16 protein-coding genes are annotated in these 20,021 nt (G+C 69.2%); 8 read left to right on the plus strand and 8 right to left on the minus strand.

Going from position 1 to position 20,021, the window contains the following annotated elements:
- Positions 1-64 precede the first annotated feature (64 nt).
- Together ACX114_RS26910 and ACX114_RS26915 are read left to right on the plus strand one after the other, a co-directional pair.
- On the plus strand, positions 65-658 hold the full coding sequence (locus tag ACX114_RS26910) for a Maf family protein (protein WP_459289094.1): 594 nt from the start codon (positions 65-67) through the stop codon (positions 656-658).
- Positions 655-1,323: a YggS family pyridoxal phosphate-dependent enzyme gene (locus ACX114_RS26915; protein ID WP_459289096.1), complete on the plus strand. Its 669-nt coding sequence runs from the start codon at positions 655-657 to the stop codon at positions 1,321-1,323. The genes ACX114_RS26910 and ACX114_RS26915 overlap by 4 nt, the downstream gene beginning before the upstream one ends.
- Before the next feature lie 7 nt (positions 1,324-1,330).
- Here the strand turns inward: ACX114_RS26915 and ACX114_RS26920 are convergent, their stop codons facing one another.
- Positions 1,331-1,549 carry a hypothetical protein gene (locus ACX114_RS26920; protein WP_459289098.1) on the minus strand — a complete coding sequence of 73 codons (219 nt, stop codon included), beginning with the start codon at positions 1,547-1,549 and terminating at the stop codon, positions 1,331-1,333.
- 293 nt (positions 1,550-1,842) lie between these two features.
- Here ACX114_RS26920 and ACX114_RS26925 point away from each other — a divergent pair, with 293 nt between their 5' ends.
- From ACX114_RS26925 to ACX114_RS26950, 6 genes are all read left to right on the plus strand, one after another.
- Complete coding sequence (locus ACX114_RS26925) at positions 1,843-2,649, plus strand: DUF3108 domain-containing protein (protein ID WP_459289100.1); 807 nt, start codon at positions 1,843-1,845, stop codon at positions 2,647-2,649.
- A gap of 37 nt (positions 2,650-2,686) precedes the next feature.
- Positions 2,687-4,372: a DUF4091 domain-containing protein gene (locus tag ACX114_RS26930; RefSeq protein ID WP_459289102.1), complete on the plus strand. Its 1,686-nt coding sequence runs from the start codon at positions 2,687-2,689 to the stop codon at positions 4,370-4,372.
- A gap of 25 nt (positions 4,373-4,397) precedes the next feature.
- The gene (locus ACX114_RS26935) at positions 4,398-5,378 is read left to right on the plus strand and encodes a DUF3108 domain-containing protein (RefSeq protein WP_459289104.1); all 981 of its coding nucleotides are present in this window, start codon (positions 4,398-4,400) and stop codon (positions 5,376-5,378) included.
- A gap of 119 nt (positions 5,379-5,497) precedes the next feature.
- Positions 5,498-6,847, plus strand: a complete 1,350-nt coding sequence (locus ACX114_RS26940) for a hypothetical protein (protein ID WP_459289106.1) — start codon at positions 5,498-5,500, stop codon at positions 6,845-6,847.
- A gap of 59 nt (positions 6,848-6,906) precedes the next feature.
- Positions 6,907-7,983 (plus strand): imelysin family protein, encoded by a 1,077-nt coding sequence (locus tag ACX114_RS26945; protein ID WP_459289108.1) that lies wholly within the window; start codon positions 6,907-6,909, stop codon positions 7,981-7,983.
- A gap of 20 nt (positions 7,984-8,003) precedes the next feature.
- Positions 8,004-9,335, plus strand: a complete 1,332-nt coding sequence (locus ACX114_RS26950) for a di-heme oxidoreductase family protein (RefSeq protein WP_459289109.1) — start codon at positions 8,004-8,006, stop codon at positions 9,333-9,335.
- A gap of 10 nt (positions 9,336-9,345) precedes the next feature.
- On the opposite strand, the gene ACX114_RS26955 is transcribed toward ACX114_RS26950, so the two are convergent.
- The 7 genes from ACX114_RS26955 to cysS all read right to left on the minus strand — a co-directional run bounded on the left by ACX114_RS26955 (position 9,346) and on the right by cysS (position 19,984).
- The gene (locus ACX114_RS26955) at positions 9,346-9,696 is read right to left on the minus strand and encodes a hypothetical protein (RefSeq protein WP_459289111.1); all 351 of its coding nucleotides are present in this window, start codon (positions 9,694-9,696) and stop codon (positions 9,346-9,348) included.
- Positions 9,697-10,464: 768 nt separating this feature from the next.
- The gene (locus tag ACX114_RS26960; protein WP_459289112.1) at positions 10,465-11,862 is read right to left on the minus strand and encodes a hypothetical protein; all 1,398 of its coding nucleotides are present in this window, start codon (positions 11,860-11,862) and stop codon (positions 10,465-10,467) included.
- 61 nt (positions 11,863-11,923) lie between these two features.
- The gene (locus ACX114_RS26965) at positions 11,924-12,442 is read right to left on the minus strand and encodes a DUF507 family protein (RefSeq protein WP_014398200.1); all 519 of its coding nucleotides are present in this window, start codon (positions 12,440-12,442) and stop codon (positions 11,924-11,926) included.
- A 138-nt stretch (positions 12,443-12,580) separates the two neighbouring features.
- Complete coding sequence (uvrC, locus tag ACX114_RS26970; RefSeq protein ID WP_459289114.1) at positions 12,581-14,521, minus strand: excinuclease ABC subunit UvrC; 1,941 nt, start codon at positions 14,519-14,521, stop codon at positions 12,581-12,583.
- Positions 14,522-14,535: 14 nt separating this feature from the next.
- Positions 14,536-16,704: an excinuclease ABC subunit UvrB gene (gene uvrB / locus ACX114_RS26975; protein WP_459289116.1), complete on the minus strand. Its 2,169-nt coding sequence runs from the start codon at positions 16,702-16,704 to the stop codon at positions 14,536-14,538.
- Between the two features lie 79 nt (positions 16,705-16,783).
- On the minus strand, positions 16,784-18,469 hold the full coding sequence (locus ACX114_RS26980) for a M28 family metallopeptidase (protein ID WP_459289118.1): 1,686 nt from the start codon (positions 18,467-18,469) through the stop codon (positions 16,784-16,786).
- Positions 18,470-18,514: 45 nt separating this feature from the next.
- Positions 18,515-19,984, minus strand: a complete 1,470-nt coding sequence (gene cysS, locus ACX114_RS26985; protein ID WP_459289120.1) for a cysteine--tRNA ligase — start codon at positions 19,982-19,984, stop codon at positions 18,515-18,517.
- Between the last annotated feature and the right edge of the window lie 37 nt (positions 19,985-20,021).

The raw sequence follows: 20,021 nt of genomic DNA on the forward strand, positions 1-20,021 counted from the left end.
CGAGGTGCCCTCTGGAGCGCAAGTCTGCTAAGGCCCGCGAGCGCGAAACATCCCGCACCCGCCCATGGATCCAACCGCTCGCTTCGTTCTCGCCTCCGCATCGCCCCGGCGCAAGGATTTATTGGCCCAGTTGGGCCTTCGCTTCACCGTGGCGGCGGCGGATATCGATGAAACGCCGATGGCCGGAGAAATTGCGTCGGACTACGTGCTCCGGCTGGCCGTGGAGAAGGCCCGCACGGTCGCCACCCGACACCCGGACGCATGGGTGCTGGCCGCGGACACCACCGTGGCCCTGGGGTCGGAGCTGCTCGGCAAACCCCGGGACGCCGAGGAGGCGCGGCGGATGATCGGCCGCCTGTCCGGCCGGGTCCATGAGGTCTTCACCGGCATCGCGGTGGCGGGCCGCGCCCAGGCTTCTCAGGTGGTGCGCACGCAGGTGACCTTTCGCAGCCTCTCGCCAGATGAGATTGCCTGGTACGCGGACACCGGCGAGCCCCTGGACAAGGCGGGCGCGTACGCCATCCAGGGCAAGGGCGGCTTCCTGGTGCAGGGCATCGAGGGCAGCCACTCCAACGTCGTGGGCCTGCCCCTGGGCGAGACGCTGGCGTTACTGAAGAGCGTGGGCATGCCGCTGCCCTGGACGGAGACTCAGCGATGAGCAGCGTGGCGGACAACCTGGCGCGGGTGCGCGAGCGCGTGGCGAAGGCCTGCGCGAGCGCGGGGCGGCCGGAGTCGTCGGTGACGCTGGTGGCCGTGTCCAAGCTCAAGCCCGCGGCGCTCATCCGCGAGGCGTATGCCGCGGGGCAGCGCGACTTCGGGGAGAACTACGCCCAGGAGCTGCGGGACAAGGCCGAGGAGCTCAAGGACCTGGACGGCCTGCGCTGGCACGCCATCGGCTCGCTGCAGACGAACAAGGTGAAGTACGTGGCCCGCGTCGCGCACGCCTTCCACGCGCTGGAGCGGCTGGACGTCGCCCGCGAGTTGTCCAAGCGTCGCGAGGGCACCCCTTCCCTGCCCTGCTACGTGGAGCTGAACCTGGGCGGCGAGGACACCAAGCACGGGCTCACCCCCGAAGCCTTGGGGGACTTCCTCGCCCAGGTGCGCGAGCTGCCGAACCTCCAGGTGGTGGGGCTGATGGCGCTGCCGCCGCCCACGGACGACGTGGCGCGGATGCGCGAGGGCTTCGCCCGGCTGCGCGAGCTGGCGCGCTCGCATGCGCTGACGGCCCTCTCCATGGGCACCACGCACGACTTCGAGCAGGCCATCATGGAAGGCGCCACCGTCGTTCGCGTGGGCACCGCCATCTTCGGCGAGCGCGCCTGAAGCCCGCTCACAGCTCCCGGAAGCGGACTTTCCCCTCCTGGTTGATGAGCGCCTTGTACTCGCAGCCGCAGTAGTTGCAGCGCACCTCGTCCCCGTCGGTGAACGTCTCGTCCACGGGGTTGTTGGCGTTGCAGCCGGGACAGTCGAACTCCTTCAACACGCGGCTGCCGCCGGCGCCCGAGTCCTTGGCGAAGTCGTCGTCGTCGAACTGGAAGTCGTTGGCCATGGCCCCTGACGCTAGCACCGGGCCGGGCGTCCCGGGGTGCCCTGCCGGGCATCCAGGCGGGCGTGCCGGACTGTCCGCCATTTGTCAGCGGGCCTTGCGGGCGTGTACCCCTGCGGGCCGTCATTTCCGTCCCCTGCCAGTCTTTCGCAGGCGCGTCCGGAGGGCGGCCGGACGGCTTTGAATGCTGTCCCACGGCCGTCCGTCCTGGAAATGTCCGGTGGCGGGGGCGGTTGAGCGGCACGGTTGGCTTGGGCGGGCCGGCCACCTAACTTGCAAGCAAGGGAGCACACCCGATGCGCGGTCTGTCCAGGTGGGGGTTCACGGCGGCGGTGGTGGGACTCATGGGGTCCACGCTGGCGCATGCCCAGGAGCCCACCGGTTCGGCGTTCGGCCCGGGTGAGCAGGCCCAGTACCGGGTGCGCTACCTGGGGCTGACGGCCGGCACGGCGACGGTGACGGTGGGCGCGCCCATGACGCAGTGGGGCCAGAGCGTGTGGCCCATCGTGTCCACGGCGAAGTCGGATGACCTGGTGGGCGTCTACCCCATCAAGAGCCGCTTCGTGTCGTACTGGGACGCGGGCACGCAACGGGTGACGGGGAGCGACCTGCACTCGGAGGAGAACCGCAAGCGCCGCCGCCAGCGCATCCAGTTGTCGGCGGACGGAGCGGGCGCGAAGGTCATCAAGCAGAAGGAGAGCGACCCGCCGCGCGAGTCCGAGCACACGCTGCCCGAGGGCACCATGGACGTGGCGGGCGCGACGTTCGCGCTGCGCGGCCAGGAGCTGGTGGTGGGCCGCTCCTACTCCTACCCGGTGTTCACCGGCAGCAAGCAGTTCACCATGAGCGCCACGGTGGAGGGCCGCGAGACGGTGACGACGCCCGCGGGGGCTCGGGACGCCTGGCGCGTGCGCGTGCACACCGACTTCGGCGGCAAGCTGGAATCCAAGCGCGACATGGTGGCGTACCTCAGCGCGGATGCGCATCAGGTGCCGGTGCGAATCGAAGCGGACTTCGCGCTGGGCACCGTCGTGGCGGAGCTGACGGACTACAAGCCGGGCCGCGTGGTGACGGTGGCCCGGGCGGACAACTCGGGCGACTGAAGAAGCGTCGTCCGCCAACCAGGGGAAGGCAGGGGGCATGGGCGTGGGTTGGGCATGGGCAGTGGCGGCGGCGCTTTCCGCCGCGCCGGGCGGCGTGCAGGTCGTGTCGCCGCTGGTGAAGGCGCGGCCGGACGCGACGCCGAAGGGCGCGAAGGAGGCCCGCCTCAGCGCGGCCCGGGGTGAATGCGAGGGCACGCAGCTGGTGCTCCCCCAGGGCGTGACGCGCGTGACGATGAAGCCCCTGGCCCTCACGGGGCCGGGCGCGCCGCTCACCGTGGACGCGTGGCGCGAGGCCTACCTCGACGTGAAGACGCCCTCCAACGGCGAGGGCAAGACGGGCTTGTGGCCCGACGCGCTGGTGCCCCTGTCCGCGCCCGCCAATCCCAGACATCCGACGGTCGTCTACGCGGAGGTCTGCGTCCCTGCGAAGCAGGCCCCGGGCACCTATACGGGGAGCCTGAGCGCGGCGGTGGATGGCAAGGAGCTACCGGCCGTTCCCTTCAGCGTGGAGGTGCAGCCGTTCGAAATCCCCGCGACGTCGTCCCTGCCCAACAGCTTCGGCATCTCGCTGTACAGCATCGCGAAGGGGCACGGCATCCCGGCGGAGTCCCCGCAGGCGAAGGCGCTGCTGCGCGAGTACGGCAAGACGCTGCTGGAGCACCGCGTGAGCGCGCACGGCATGGGCATGGACCCGCCGCCGGTGAAGTTCCAGGACGGCCGCGCGGTGCTGGACTGGACCGCGTACGACGCGGAGATGGCGCCCTTCCTGGACGGGAGCGTGCTGCCCTCCGGCGCGCGCTTCACCACCGTGGACGTGCGTGACAACCGCAAGGCCTCCACGGACGCGGAGAAGTCCGCGTACTACCGCGCGTTCCAGAAACACTTCGCGGACAAGGGCTGGAAGGCGCAGCTCTTCTTCTACGCCAAGGACGAACCCAAGCCCGCGGACTTCCCGCTGGTGAAGGCGCAGTCCAAGCGCGTGCGCGACGCGGGGGCGGACATCCCGGTGCTCGTCACCACCGCGCTGAACCCGGCGCTCCAGGGCTCGGTGGACATCCTCACGCCCATCATCAACTGCTTCTACCCGCGCGAGGGTCCGCAGACGTGCCACAACGTGGTCAACGCCCAGGCCGCTCGCACGAAGCTGAGCTCGCGCGCGAAGGTGTGGTGGTACCAGAGCTGTATGTCCCACGGCTGCACGGGCGGCCCGCCCGAGGACAAGTCGCTGGACAAGGCGTACAGCGACTGGGCGTCGTACATGGTGGACCACCCCGCCCCGCTCAACCGCGCCATGGGCCCGCTGGCCTTCGACAGCGGCGTGGACGGCGAGCTCTATTTCGACACCGTCTTCGCCTACAACACGAAGAAGGATGTCTGGTCGGACCTCTTCGAGTTCGGCGGCAACGGCGACGGCACCCTCTTCTACCCGGGCACGCCCGCGAAGCTGGGGGGCACCGAGCACCAACCCGTGGTGTCCCTGCGGCTGAAACACATCCGTGACGGCCTGGAGGACTACGAATACCTGCGCCTGCTCACCTCGCTGGGCGACGGTGCCTTCGCGAAGACGGCGGCGAAGCGGCTGGCGAAGTCCGGGTACGAAATCTCCCGGGACCCGGCGGAATGGGAAGCGGTGCGCAAGGAAGTGACCGAGCGCATCGTGAAGCGTCAATCGGCTGAACAAGCGAAGCGCTCCGGACGTCGGACTTCCGGGGGAACCCCGTAGTCACTCCCCCCTGGGAGGAAGCAGAATGAAACCCATGCGCACCCTCGTCGTGGCCTGCCTCGCCTTCAGCGCCCTTGGCGCCATCCCGGGACAGGCCCAGGAGGCCCAGCCCCGCCCCATCAACATCCTGAGCCCGTCCAGGCTCCCGACGGTGACGGAGCCCGGCGACCCGGCGAAGCCTGCGGCGAACGCGGAGAACACCGGCGACGCGTCCTCCACCGCGGCCCCCGACGAGCCCGTCGTCGCGGTGAAGCCGTGCGAGCAGGGCCTGCCCGTGCTGCGCTCGCCGCTGGCCTTCAAGCCGGGGGAGTTGCTCGAGTTCGACATGGACGCCATGGGCGCCAAGGCGGGCAAGCTCACCATGCGCGTGCAGCGCCCCGCCAACGGCTCGCTGCCGGTGCTGGTGGAGGCGCAGACGAACACGCTGTTCTCCAAGGTGCGCCGGGTGCGCGGCAGCGCGACCAGCTACCTGCACCCCAAGACGCTGCGCCCCTCGCGCTACACCGAGGAGGCCGTGGAGAACGAGCAGCGCCGCAAGGTGAACGTGGACTTCGGCGCGCAGGACAAGAGCGTCAAGGTGGACTACCAGATCGGGGACCGCCCCAAGGGCCACTTCGACTACGCCTACGACAAGGACGGCCTGGACGTCGCGGGCGCCATCTACCTCATCCGCCAACTGCCCCTGAAGAAGGATCTGCCGGTGTGCTTCGACGTGTACGGCATCCGCCGCATGTGGCGCATGACGGCCACCGTGGTGGAGCGCGAGCACGTGTCGCTGCCCCTGGGCGAGTTCGACGCCTGGCACCTGGCCGGCACCGCCGTGCGCCTGGACCGGCCGTCGCAGACGCGCGACGTGCACGTCTGGATCACCGACGACGACCGCCGCCTCCCGCTGGCCGCCGTGGGCGCCATCGACCTGGGCGCGGTGCGGCTGACGCTGTCCGGCGTGAAGCGCCCCGGTGAAAAACCCATGGAGGCGCAGGGCAAGGAAGATCTCAAGTGGTGACGCGGGGTTGAGCCCCCGCCCCAGGCCCGCCTCCCACCGGGAGCGCGGGCTTTTCATTGCCCTCGAATTGAGACTGATTTGCAAAGTCAAAAATCCGAGCGTAGGGTGCGCGCCGCTCGATGCGCCCCCATCTCCTGAATCCGCTCCTGAGTCTGCTGTGTGCCCCCCTGTTCCTGATTCCCTCCGCGGTCCGCGCCGACGAGGGCCGCATCGGTGAGGACGAGAAGGACCGCGTCCTGACCGTCGGCAGCAAGCCGAAGCTGGACGTGAGCGTGAACGCGTACGCGGACCTCCAGTTCGCGTACTTCAACTACGGCGAGAACCAGAACCGGGCGAACGGCTCGCAGAAGGACTCGCGGCTCGTGTTCGACACGACGCGCCTGGTGCTGGAGCTGGAGGCGGGGCTGCCGGAGTACGGGCTCGAGGCCGAGTTCGAGGTGGAGTTCGAGCACGGCGGCGCGGGCGCGGCGCTGGAGCTGGAGTACGAGGAGTTCGGCGAGTTCGACACCGACGTGGAGAAGGCCGGTGAGGCGCTCGTCGAGGAGCTGTACCTGACGAAGAAGCTGGGCCGGAACGTGGAGCTGTCCGTGGGCCGCTTCTACGTCGCGGTGGGCACGCTCTTCTCCGACTACCTGCCCACGTCCTATCTGGGCACCATCCGCTCCGAGGCGGAGACGCGCATCATCCCCAACACGTGGAACGACATGGGGATGCAGTTGCGCTGGGACATCCCCTGGGGCGTGCGGCTCACCGGGCAGGTGGTGAACGGGCTGGACTCCACGGGCTTCAATTCGAACACGTGGGTGGCCACGGGCCTGCAGCAGCGCTTCGAATTGGTGCGCGCGTCGGACCTGGCGGCGGTGCTGCGCGCGGACGTGCGGCGCTTCGACGGCTTCAACTTCGGCGTGTCCGCGTACTACGGCGGCACCACGCGCAACCGGCCCAAGCCGGACCTGGTGAAGCAGTGTGACGACGCGAACCCCAACGTGGTGGCGCCGTGCGGCTACGTGAGCGCGCCCCTGTTCGTCGCGGACGCGCACCTGTCGGTGAACCGCGACCGGTGGCGCGCGCACGCGATGGTGATGTTCGGCCACCTGGGCAACGCCGCGGCGGTGTCCGCGCGCAATGCGCGTCTGTCCAACCTGCTCAACGTGCTGCGCACGCCGGTGTCCGACAACGCCCTCTCCGCGTGGGGCGAGCTGGGCTACGACATCGCGCCCTGGCTGGGGCTGGACGGCAACCACCGGTTGGAGCCGTACGTCCGCTTCGACTACATGGATTCGCAGTTCAAGCCCCGCCCCGAGCTGTTCGACAACCCCCGCTTCGAGCGCACCGTCTACACGGTGGGCACCAACTACACGCTCGCGGGGCTCGCCGTGCTGAAGGTCGATTTCAGCCAGCGGCGCATGGGCAGCTCCGCCTTCCGTCCGGAGAACGCGCTCCGGATGTCGACGGGCTTTGTCTACTGATTCATCCCCCCCGGCTGTCCCGAACGCTGTCGCAAAGAAAGGCATTGAAGGTACACCCCATGTCTCGTTCCCTGAAACTCTCCCTGCTGGTGGGCGGCGCGCTCCTGATGGCCGCCTGTGGCGATGACGACGACACGAATCTGGAGTCGTTGGATCAAGAGCTCGTCGTGAACTTCGCGGACAACGTGGTGGTGCCCACGTACAACCTGCTCGCCACGCGCATGATTGAGCTGGACGCGGCGGCGCAGGCGCTGAAGAACGCACCCAGCGCGACGACGTTGAAGGCGGCGCAGGACGCGTGGTTCGCCGCGCGCGTGCCGTGGGAGCAGAGCGAGGCCTTCCTGTTCGGGCCGGTGGACAGCAACGGGTGGGATCCGGCGATGGACAGCTGGCCAGTGAACCGCACGGACCTGGACGCGGTGCTCGGCAACAACGACACGCTGTCGCAGCAGTACGTGAGCAACCTTCAGGAGACGCAGAAGGGCTACCACACGACGGAGTACCTGCTCTTCGGCGAGGGCCAGGTGAAGAAGCCGGAGGACTTCAACGCGCGCCAGTTCGAGTACCTGCTCGCGCTGACGGCGGAGCTGAAGACGGTGTCCGGCAACCTGGCGGCCTCGTGGACGACGGGCGTGAACGGTCAGGCGCCGTACCGCGACACGCTGGCGAAGGCGGGCGAGTCCGGCAACACGGCGTACCCCACGGTGGAGGCGGGCGCGCAGGAGATGCTGGGCGGCATCCTGACCATCCTGGACGAGGTGGCCAACGGGAAGATCGCCGACCCGTACGACGCGAAGGACGCGAACCTGGTGGAGAGCCAGTTCGCGCTCAACTCGCTGTCTGACTTCACCAACAACATGCGCAGCGTGGAGAACGTCTACCTGGGCCACCGCCCGGAGGCCGCGCAGAAGGCCCTGTCCATGTCGGACGTGGTGAAGGAGCGCGACGCGGCGCTGGACACGCGCGTGAAGGCGGAGCTCGCGGCGGCCATCGCGGCGCTGGGCAAGGTGCCGGAGCCGTTCCCGCTGTCCATCAAGGACCCGGCCTCCGCGGATGAAATCGAGGGTGCGCAGGCCGCCATCCGCAAGCTGCACGACACCTTCCAGGTGGACGTGAAGGCTGTCGTCCTTCCCTGATGTGGGCGCGGGGGAACGCGATGCGACAGGCGCTGGGACTCGGGCTGTTGTTGTGGCTCGCGGGCTGCGGCACGGAGGCCGAGGCCCCGGAGGCTTCGCCGCGCGCGGGGGGCGACACCACCATCGACGACCGCACGTCGCGGGCGTTCGCGCAGCCCGCCCCCAACCTCACCGCGGAGCATGAAGCGCTCCACCGCGAGGGCGACGCCGCCTTCGCAGCCGTCTTCGTGCCCGGCCCCGCCCCGGTGAACCCGGGGTTGGGGCCCGCGTACAACAACGCCTCCTGCAATGGCTGTCACCTGCGCAACGGGCGGGGCATGCCGGTGATGGGGGGCGGACCGACGCGCACGCAATTGCTGGTGCGCGTGAGCCTTCCGGAGGGCACGCCCGAGCACCCGAACGGCGCGGTGCCGGTGCCCGGGCTGGGGCTCCAGATTCAGGACCAGGCCGTCTACGGCGCGTCGCCGGAGGCCACCGTGACGCTCGCGTGGGAGGAGCGCGAGGGGAAGTACGCGGACGGGACGGCATATGGCCTGCGTTCACCGCGCATCACCATCGTGATGCCGGACGGGTCGTCTCCGCCCGCGGACATGCTCACGTCGCTGCGCCTGCCGCCGCCGGTGGTGGGCCTGGGGCTGCTGGAAGCGGTGGACCTGGCCACGCTGCGGGCGCTGGAGGACGCCACGGATGCGAACGGCGACGGAATCTCCGGGCGGATGAACACCGTGTGGGACGTGCAGGCGCTCGCGCTGGTGCCGGGGCGCTTCGGGTGGAAGGCGAACAGCCCCAACCTGCGGCAGCAGTCAGCGGAGGCCTACTTCAACGACATGGGGATTACGAATCCCCTCTTCCCGGACGCGGGCGGCGGTTTCGAGCTGCCCATGGACACGCTGGACGCGGCGGTGTTCTACGCGCAGTCGCTTGGGGTGCCGGCGCGCACGGCGCTGGACGACGCGGCGGTGAAGCGCGGCGAGGCGAAGTTCAAGGACCTGGGCTGCGTGACGTGCCACCGCGACACGCTGGAGACCGGGGAGCACCCGGTGGCGGAGCTGTCGCATCAGCGCATCCACCCGTACACGGACCTGCTGCTGCACGACCTGGGCGCGGACCTGGCGGACGGGCGGCCGGATGGGGACGCCACCGGCACCGAGTGGCGCACGGCGCCCCTGTGGGGCCTGGGGCTGACGCAGACGATCCTTCCGTACTCGGGCTACCTGCACGACGGGCGGGCCCGGACACTGGAAGAGGCCGTGCTGTGGCACGGCGGTGAGGCGGAGCGGGCGCGGGAGGGGTTCCGCAACCTGTCCGCCAGCGACCGGGGCGCGCTGGTGCGCTTCCTCCAGTCGCTGTAGCGAGCGGCCTTCAGCCGTTGCGAATCATCCCGGCGGCCTGCGACAGACGGCGGCGCAGCTGGGTCACCACCTCGTGCAGGTCCTCCAGGCGCTGGAGCACGTGCAGGTTGTCGCCCGCGTTCATTACGGCGACCGGCGTGAGCGTCTCGCGGTGGAGGGCCAGGAGCAGGTCGTAGAAGTGAGCCTGCACGTCGCCCAGGGCATCCAGACCCTCGCGGAGGTCGTCCTCCAGGAAGTCCAGGAGGACGGTGGCGTCCTCGCGAGCGGGCAGCGTCCGGGCCAGGCGCTCCACCGCCCCACGGACAGGGTCGGTACGGCGCAACATCGCGGGGGTGGCGAGGGCTGCGACGGGAGGGGACATGCCCAGGACGCTACAGGCCCGTAGCATCCGGTCAATTTTCCCACCCCCTGCCCGCCGGTGCGAAGGGCCCCCCGCCAGGGGAGCCCACCGCGAACCTGTCCGACTGTCGGACCGGGTTGAAGCGCATCGGCCCGGCAGGGGCGCATGTCGCGAACCTGTCCGACCGTCGGAGCAGCTTGAATCACGCCGGCTCGTCGGGGCGCCTGTCGCGAACCTGTCCGACTGTCGGACCAGCTTGAAGCGCATTGGCCCGGCAGGAGCACACCTGGCGAGCCTGTCCGGCGGTCGGACCGGTTTGAAGGACATCGGCCCGTCGGAGGCTCATGTCGCGAACCCGTCCGACTGCCGAACCGGTTTGAAGCGCATCGGCCCGGCGGGGCGCACCTCGCGAACCTGTTCGACTGCCGGACCAGATTGAAACGCGCCGGCCCGGCAGATGCGCCGCATCCCGGGCCGGGCCTGGCGCGGCGCTCTCTCAGCGCGCGGGCGGCGCGACACCACCTGCCGGAAGCCGCAAGGGCTACCGCATGGAACCGACGCTGGCGCGGCGCTTCCTCAGCCCGGGCGCGGCGGCACTGCCCGTCGGAGCCACCGCAGGAGATGCCGCTGGCGCGGCGCTTCCTCAGGCGCGGGCGCCGCGGTACTGCCCGTCGGAGCCACCGCTAGAATGCCGCTGGCGCGGCGCTTCCTCAGGCGCGGGCATCGCGGCACTGCCCGCCGGAGCCGCCGGGCCGCCACTGGAGATGCCGCGGGCGCGGCGGCGATTCCTCAACGCGCGGACGCCGCGGCACCACCTGCCGGAGCCGCCGGGGCCGCCGCTGGAGATGCCGCAGGCGCGGCGTTGGCCGGGGACGGGGTGGCCGGCAGCGCGGTGCTCGGCGCGGAGTTGAGCGGCGGAGGCGTCCCCAGGAGCGGCGCCGGCGTGCCGGTGTTGAGCGGCGCGGGCGTCCCCAGGATGGGCGACGCCGGGGTGCCGGAGGTCTGCGACAGCGGCGGCACCGTGGAGAGAATGCCCGGGCTCACCTGGCTCGTGCCCACGAAGTTGTTGAAGTCCGGCGCGGGCAGCTGCGGCGTGGTGAAGCCCCCCACGGACACACCCGCCACCGTCGGCGGCGTGGTGAACGTCCCCTGCCCCACCGTGTTCGCGGTGCCCGGCGACGCGCCCGACACCACCGCGGGCGGCTCGGCCGGCGCGGAGGGCGTGAACGAACCGCTGATCGTCGCAGGCCCCTCCGTGGGCAACGCGGGCGCCGAAGGCACGCTGACCGTCGTCGTCCCCGCCGCGCCCACGCCTGTGTTCGCCGCGCTGGGATTCACGCCCGCCGTGCCGCTGCCTCCCGTGCCCTGCGCGAAGCGAGGCGCGGACATGGGGGCCACCGCCGCCGGGAACGCCGTGGGCGACACCGGCGTCAGCGTCCCGAGCGCCACGGGCAACTCACCCGTCGTGGGCACCACCGCCACCGATGGCACCCGCGTCCCCTCCACGTCGATGGACACGTTGTCGAAGAGGAACTGGATGAACCCGCGCGGCTCCGCCTGCGGCGGCAGGTTCCACACCACCACCACCAGTTCCGCGTCCCCCGGCCGCGCCTCGCGCAACAGCCGCTTCGTGTCGTCATCCGCGTACGTGCCCGCGTCCAACGCCGCCGCGTGCACCAGCGCGGAGTCCGTCAGCAGCGTCCCGTTGCGCCACACGCTGCCAATGCCCCAGACGGCCATCGCCGCGTGCGCGCGCGTCGTGGCGCGCCAGCCAATGCCGGTTTCACCGTAGATGGGTGTGCCCATCAGCACCCCGCCCTCGATGAGATGCGGAGGCGGCTGAGGGAGCGGCCCGGCGGGCGCTGGAGACATCGCCTGCGCGGGCGGGAAGCCCGTCTGCGTCAATTCCACCCGGTAATCGGCGCCACCGAGGCGCAGGCTCGCTGAGAGTCGCGCCTTGTCGCCGAAGGTCGCGTTCGCCACGCCCACCCGGTCCTGCACGGAGAGCGACGCCTGCCCCGTGCCGCGCTCGGTCAGGTCACCAAACGGAAGCGTACCCTGGAAGTAGTAACCGTCCGGCTGCTCGGTCCTCGCGCTGGCCTCCCGGCCCTCGAACGTGACCCCTTCGCCCCCTGGCGCCGCCGCCAGGACACCGGACAGCAAGATGCTCGTGATTGGACCCGCCATCGACGCTGCCTCCCTTGAACTTGAAGGTAGGCAGCGGAGCGGGCCGTGGCACGCCCCGGGACTAAATCAGACCGCGGGCGCGGCGGATCTGCTCGACCGTCTTGTTGTACTCGATGTCGAAGGCGCTCGTGCCTTCCTGCAGGTGCTTCAGCCGCGAGCGGGCCTCCCGGTCGATCTCGTCGTCGACGTCCAGGTGCTTCTTCATGCCCTGGAACATCTTCTGACGCAGCACGTTGTCGGGGGAGTAGACCTCCTCGACGTTCCGGCTGATGAGGAGGAACTCAATCATCTGGTTGATGACGTACTCGATGCCCTCGTCCCCCATCTTGAAGCCGCGCACGTCCGCCATCTCGCGCTTCACCTGGTTGAACTTGGAGTAGTCATATCCCCGACGCTCCAGGGCCTCGCGCGTCGCCTGGTTCACACGCTCTTCGTTGGCGAGGTACTCGCGCATGATGGCGGAGAGATCCATCTCGGCGTCGGCCACGCGCATCGGCTCCACCTCGATGTCCCCGTCCTGCATGAGCTGCTGAATGGCCTCGCGCGAGATGATCGGGATCACCTTCGGATACAGCCTCATGTCGGTCCCTCGTCCTCTTCAAACGTGCTCGGATCTTCAACCGCTATAAATCAGCGCCGAGCATGGTCGCAATGAAAAACCCTAGGAACGTCGCGGGTTCCAGCGGCCAGTCCCCCCGGCGTCCGAAGCGGAACTTAATCATGCCGCACCGGGTGGCGACCCTCCATCCGCTTTTTCGTGCACGGGTTCGGAAGCGTCATCCAGGGACGCCTCGCGCACCGGGTCCTCGGTGTCGTCCTCGGGGTCGCCATGCAGGTCCGCGTGGACGCGCTCGGCCATCGCCGGGCCCACGACCTCGGTCAGCTCCTCGATGCTGGCCTCGCCCACCCGCTTGAGAGAACCGAAGTGGCGCAGCAACATCTTCCGCCGGCCTTCGCCCACGCCGGGAATGTCCTCCAGCGCCGAACGCAAGGAACTCTTGCGCATGGATTTGCCCTGGAAGGTGATGGCGAAGCGGTGGGCTTCGTCCCGCATGCGCGTGAGCATGAACATTTCCGCTGAATTCTGCGGCAGGACGATGGGGTCCTTGCGGCCCAGGACGAAGACGCGCTCGGGGCTCCTGGCGCTCTCCGCGTCCCGGTCGAAGACCTCCTGATCGCGGCTCTTGGCCAGGCCCACCACGTCCACGCCCTCCACGCCCAGGTCCTTCATGGCCGCGTGCGCGCTGGCGAGCTGGCCCTTGCCGCCGTCGATGACGAGCAGGTCCGGCAGGTCGTTGTCCTCCAGCCCGCGCTTGAGCCGGCGGGTGATGACCTCGTACATGCTGGCGAAGTCGTCCTGCTTCTCCACCGACTTGATCTTGTATTTGCGGTAGCGCGACTTGTCCGTCTCCCCGTCCGTCACGGCCACCTGGGACGCCACGATGGAGGAGCTCTGGAAGTGGGAGATGTCGTAGCACTCCATGCGACGCGGGAAGTTGCGCAGCCCCAGCTTGGACTGGAGCCGTGACAGGACCGTGTCGGTTTCGTCCTTGGTGCGCTTTCGCTCCACGAACGCCTGCTCCGCGTTCTTCACCGCCATGTTCACCAGCTCATGCTTCTCCCCGCGCTTGGGGATGAAGACGCGCACGCGCTCGCCCTTGCGCTCCGTGAGCAGGGCCTCCAGGCCCTCCGTGCCGTCGCCGGGCTCCAGGGGCAAGAGGACCTCCTCCGGCACGAAGCCGCCCTGGTCGTAGTAGAGGTTCACGAACGAGGCGAGCAGCTCGTCGTCCGGGAACTCCTGGCTGCCGAAGGGGAAGGCCTGGCCGCCGTTGAGCCGGCCCTGCCGCACGTGCAGCACGTAGAACAAGATGCGGTCGCCCTCGCGATACAGGGCGAACACGTCCTGGTCCTTGAAGTCCGTGGTGGCCACCTTCTGGCGCTCCAGGCTGCGCTCGATGGCGAGCAACTGGTCGCGCACCCGCGCGGCCTCCTCGAACTTCAGCTCCATGGAGGCGCGCTTCATCCGCAAGCGCAGCCCTTCGATGAGCTGCCCCGCCTTGCCCTCCAGGAACATGGCCACTTCATCCACGCTCTTGCGGTACTCCTCCGGGGGCACCGGATGGACGCACGGGGCCGGACACCGTCCGATTTGATACAGCAGGCACGGCCGCTTGCGGTTGGCGAGCACGTGGTCCGTGCAGGTGCGCAGGCGGAAGAAGCGGTTGATGAGGCGCAGCGTTTCGCGGATGGCGCCCGCGCTGGAGTACGGCCCGAAGTAGCGCGCGCCGTCCTTCTCGTACTTGCGCACCACCTCCAGCCGGGGGAACGGCTGGGTGCGGTCCAGGCGCAGGGAGATGAACTGCTTGTCGTCCTTGAGCAGGACGTTGAAGCGCGGCTTGTGCTTCTTGATCAGCTCGTTTTCAAGAAGGAGGGCCTCCTTCTCGTTGTGGACGAGCACCGTCTCCAGGTCGCCCAGCATCGTGTCCAACAGGGACACGAAGACGCGGGTGTCTCCGGAGCGGTTGAAGTAGCTGCGCACGCGGCTGCGCAGGTTGATGGCCTTGCCCACGTAGATGATGGTCCCGCGCTTGTCCTTCATCAGGTACACGCCGGGCTCGGTGGGCAGCGCGTCCAGCTTCTCCTGCAGCCGGATGTCCATGGCGGGGCCTCTCGCTAGCTCTTGCGTGACCGCGAACGGGCCGCGGGCTTCGCCGCCCCGGAGGAACCGGCAGACGAACCGCTGCCAGACGAGGACGGACGCCCGCGTCCGCGTCCCTTCTTCGGCGTGGTGCCGGGCTGATCCGCGGCCTTGGCCGGCGCGCGCAGGAGCGAACGCGAGGCGGGCTTGAGCCCCAGGTCCATGTCCTTGAGCAGCTGGACGCGGTCGCGGAACTCGGCGGCCTTCTCGAACTGCATCTCGTCCGCGGCCTTGAGCATGTCGGCGGTGAACTCCTCGATGAGGCGTTTGATCTCCTTGGGCTCCAGGAGGTCGTTCTCCCCTTCCGCCGCCATGGGCAAAGCGCCCGCACCCGCGTCGTAGTCCGGGATGTTCTCCGTGAAGTCGGAGATGTTGCTCTTCACCGTGCGCGGCGTGATGCCGTGTTCCTGGTTGTACGCGCGCTGGATGTCGCGGCGGCGCGTCGTCTCCTCCATGGCTCGCTTCATGGAGTCGGTCATCTGATCCGAATACATGATGACGCGCCCGTTCACGTTGCGCGCCGCGCGGCCAATGGTCTGGATGAGCGACACGTGGCTGCGCAGGAAGCCTTCCTTGTCCGCGTCCAGGATGGCCACGAGCGACACCTCGGGGATGTCCAGGCCTTCACGCAGCAGGTTGATGCCCACGAGCACGTCGAACTCGCCCCGGCGCAGGTCACGGATGATGGCCATGCGCTGGATGGCGTCGATGTCCGAGTGCAGGTAGCGGACCTTCACTCCCACGTCGCTGTAGTACTCGGTGAGGTCCTCCGCCATGCGCTTGGTGAGCGTCGTCACCAGCACGCGCTCGTTGCGCGACACGCGCACGCGGACCTCTTCCAGGAGGTCATCCACCTGGTTGCCCGCGGGGCGCGTCTCCACCTCGGGGTCGGTCAGGCCCGTGGGGCGGATGATCTGCTCCACCACCACGCCCTTGGACTTCTGCAGTTCGTACTCGGCGGGGGTCGCGGAGACGAAGACGGCCTGGGGGACCATCTCCTCGAACTCGCCGAACTTCAGCGGCCGGTTGTCCAACGCGCTGGGCATGCGGAAGCCGAAGTTGACCAGCGTCTCCTTGCGGGCGCGGTCGCCGCGGTACATGGCGCCAATCTGGGACACCGTCTGGTGGCTCTCGTCGATGAGCACCAGCAGGTCGCGCGGGAAGTAGTCGATGAGGCACGGGGCCGGCTCCCCCGGCGCGCGCCCGGTGAAGTGGCGCGAGTAGTTCTCGATGCCGTTGCAGTAGCCGACCTGTTCAATCATCTCCAGGTCGAACATGGTGCGCTGCTCCAGCCGCTGCGCCTCCAGGAGCTTGCCCTCCGCCTTGAACTTCTGGAGCTGTTCGGCCAGCTCCTCGCGGATGGTGCGCATGGCGTTCTGACGCGCGTCGGCGCCGGCGACGTAGTGGCTGGCGGGGAAGATGACGATCTTCTCCAACTGGCCCAGCGTCTGGCCGCGCAGCGGGTCGAACTCGGTGATGCGCTCCACCTCGTCGCCGAAGAAGCTGACGCGCACGGCGCGCTCTTCTTCGTACGCGGGGAACACCTCCACGGTGTCGCCGCGGGCGCGGAAGGTCCCGCGGTGGAAGTCCAGGTCATTGCGCTCGTACTGGGCTTCCACCAGCTTGCGCATGAAGCCGTCACGGCCCATGTCCTCGCCCACGGAGGCGCGGATGGCCAGGTCCACGTAGCTGCGCGCGGCGCCCAGGCCGTAGATGCAGGACACGCTGGCCACGATGATGACGTCGTTGCGGGTGCGCAGGCTGTGCGTCGCCGAGTGGCGCATCCGCTCGATGTTGTCGTTGATGGACGAGTCCTTCTCGATGAAGGTGTCCGTCGACGGGACGTAGGCCTCGGGCTGGTAGTAGTCGTAGTACGAGACGAAGTACTCGACGGCGTTGTTCGGGAAGAGCGCTTTGAACTCGCCGTACAGCTGCGCCGCCAGCGTCTTGTTGTGCGCGATGACCAGCGAGGGGCGCTTCACGTTGGCGATGAGGTTCGCCATCGTGAACGTCTTGCCCGAGCCGGTGACGCCCAGCAGGGTCTGGTAGCGGTCGCCGCGAAGCAGGCCCTCGGTCAGCTCCCCAATGGCCCTTGGCTGGTCGCCCTGCGGCTTGTGCTCACTGACGATTTCGAAGTCCGGCATAGAGGACAGATCTAACATCCCCGCTGCCTGTGTACTGAACCTTCGTGCACGTCCGTCCGACAAAGGACGGGGCGCCCCCCTACTTCGCGGCCGGGGCCTTCAGTGCCTCCAGGGACTTCAGGCGAGCAGCCTCGAATTCGTCCCCCTTGTTCCACACGGGCATCTCCGGGGCCTTCGCCACCTGGGCGCCCACCAGGAAGAACAGCCGCGTGTCCTCCACGGCGCCGGACAGGTCCCACTCCGGGCGGACCTCGTCGGAAGGCTGGTGGTAGTGCTTCGCCTCCCACTGGCCGCGCTGCTGCTTGCCCCAGCCCTCCGGCCGGCCGATGAAGTCCATGCCGCTGCCGAAATAGGCGGCGGGGATGCCCTGCCGCGCGAAGTTGAATTGATCCGAGCGGTAGAAGAACCCGCGGTCGGAGAGCTGATCCGCCTTCACCGTGCGGCCCTGGGTCTTCGCCATCGCGGTGACGAAGGTGTCCAGGGAGGACTTGCCCAGGCCGATGACGGTGATGTCCCGCGTGCGGCCCAGCACGTTGCCACCGTCCACGTTGATGTTCGCGGCGATGCGGCCCGGGGGCACGGGAGGATGCGCCGCGAGGTACGCGGAGCCGAGCAGGCCGTACTCCTCCGCGGCCACCGCGGCGAAGAGGATGGAGCGGCGCGGAGGCGTGGGCAGCGCGGTGAAGGCGCGGGCCACGGACAGCATCGAGGCCACGCCGGCCGCGTTGTCCAGCGCGCCGTTGTAGATGACGTCCTCGCCGGGCTTGCCGTCGTCCTTCTTGCCCAGGTGATCATGGTGCGCGCTGTAGAGCACCACTTCCTTCGCGAGCGTGGGATCGCTGCCGGGCAGGAGGCCCAGCACGTTGGCGGTGGGCCGGCGGCGCACTTCGTTGGTGAGGCCCAGGGACACCTTCACGCCCAGGGGCACCGGGCGGAAGTCGCGCTTCTGGGCGGCGGCGCGCAGCGCGTCCAGGTCCTGCCCCGCGAGCTTCATCACCTGCTTCGTGGCGTCCTCGGTCGTCCAGGCCTTCACCTGGAGGCGGGGCGCGTCGCCCGCGGGCAGTTCGAACTGCTCGCCGGTCCACGACGTGCGCACCACCTGCCACGGATAGCCCGCGCTGGGCGTGGTGTGGATGATGATGGCGCCCGCCGCGCCCGTCTTCGCCGCCTGCTCGTATTTGTAGTCCCAGCGGCCGTACCAGAGGCGCGCCTTGCCGCCGAAGAGGCGCGGGTCGTCCTCCGGATCATTGTTGAGGATGACCAGCGTCTTGCCCTTCAGGTCCGCGCCCTTGAAGTCGTCCCACTGGAACTCCGGCGCGACGATGCCGTAGCCCACGAAGACGAGCTCGGAAGCTTCCAGCTTCGCCTCGGGCGCCTGCACGCCAGAGACGGCGATGAAGTCCTCGCGCGGCTGGAGCTCCACGCGGCCCGCCTTCGCCTGGAAGGTCATGGTGCCGGGGCGGCTGTGGATGCCCATCAGGTCGAAGCGCTGGAGGTAGCCGCCGTCCCCGGCGCCCGGCTTGAGGCCCAGGCCCTCGAACTGCGTGGCGATGTACTCCTGCGCCAGCGCGTCGCCGCGCGTGCCGGGGCCTCGGCCCTCCAGCAGGTCGCTCGCGAGGAAGCGCACGTGCGCGCGCAGGAGGTCCGCCGTGATGGCCTGTTCGGCCGTCTTCTCCTGCGGCGTGACGGTGGGCGCGCCCGCCGCCAGGACGGGCACCGGGCCCAGGGAGCACAGCGAGACGAACAGCGCGGGGAGGAGCTTCATGAGCCCCGTGCGTAGCATGGCCGCACGGGGCCCCCCAGCGGGTTTTCAGGAGGCTGTCGCCGCCACCTTCCAGGAGGTGCCGGCAGGCGTGTCCATGATGTCCACGCCCAGGGCCTTGAGGGCGCCTCGCACCTGGTCCGCCCTGGCGAAGTCCTTCGCGGCGCGCGCGGCGGTCCGCTCGGAGAGCAGCCGCTCCACCTCCACCACGTCGATGCCGCGCTCACGCACCGCGCGGTCACGGCGGCGCAGCAGCCACGCGCCCGGGTCGTCCTCGAAGACCCCCAGGACGCGGGACGTCTCACGCACCTGCTCGCGCAGCGCCTGGAGCGTGCGGCCCACCAGCGGCTTGTCCTTCACGGGCGGCTTGTCGGTGAGCTCGTTCATGAAGCCGAAGAGCCCGGACAGGGCACCCAGCGCGCCCGCGGTGTTGAAGTCGTCGTCCATGGCGGACTCGAACTCCGTGAGGAAACGCGCGGGGTCGCCGTGCAGCGGGCCCTTGCCGAAGTCCTTGCCCGCCACGCGCTCGTCCACCTTGCGCAGCGTTTCGTAGAAGTACTCCATGCGCCCTTCGGCGTCCTGGAGCGCCTTCTCCCCGAAGTTGAGCGGGTGGCGGTAGTGCGTGGAGAGGAAGAAGAAGCGCAGGGCCTCCGCGTCCACCTTGGCGAGCGCGTCGCGCAGGCGCACCACGTTGCCCAGCGACTTGGACATCTTCGCGCCTTCCAGGTCGAGGAAGCCGCAGTGCATCCAGTACTTCGCCATCGTCTGGCCGGTGGCGGACTCGCTCTGGGCGATCTCGTTCTCGTGGTGGGGGAAGATGAGGTCCAACGCCCCGCCGTGGATGTCGAACGTGCGGCCCAGGAACTTCTCGCTCATCGCGGAGCACTCGATGTGCCAGCCCGGACGGCCCTTGCCCCACGGGCTGTCCCACGACGGCTCTCCGGGCTTCGCCGCCTTCCACAGCGCGAAGTCCAGAGACTGGCGCTTGAGGTCGCCGGGCTGCACGCGCTCGCCCTGGCACAGCTCGTCCAGGTTGCGCTTGGACAGCTTCGCGTAGTCCTCGTCCTTGTCGACGGCGAAGTACACGTCGCCCTTCGCCTCGTAGGCGTAGCCCTTGTCCACGAGCGTCTGGATGAGGGCGACGATCTCCGGGATGGTCTCGCTCACGCGCGGGGACACGTCCGGTTCGCGCAGGTGCAGCGCGCGGGCGTCCTCGCGGAAGGCCTCCACGAAGCGCGAGGCCAGGTCCACGGGCGCCTCACCCGTTTCGTGCGCGGCCTTGATGATCTTGTCGTCGACGTCCGTGAAGTTGCGCACGTACGTCACCTTGAAGCCCCGGTAGCGCAGGTAGCGGACCACCACGTCAAATGACGTGAAGGTACGCGCGTTCCCGATATGGATGTAACTGTAGACCGTGGGCCCACAGACGTAGACCTTCACTTCGCCGGGCACGAGCGGCTCCAGCGGCTCCTTCTGCATGGACATCGTGTTGAAGAGCCGGATGGATGGGGGGGCCACGGTGGAAGGTCCTCCTTTGGGAACAGGGCGGGCGCGG

Source organism: Corallococcus sp. M7, assembly GCF_054512695.1.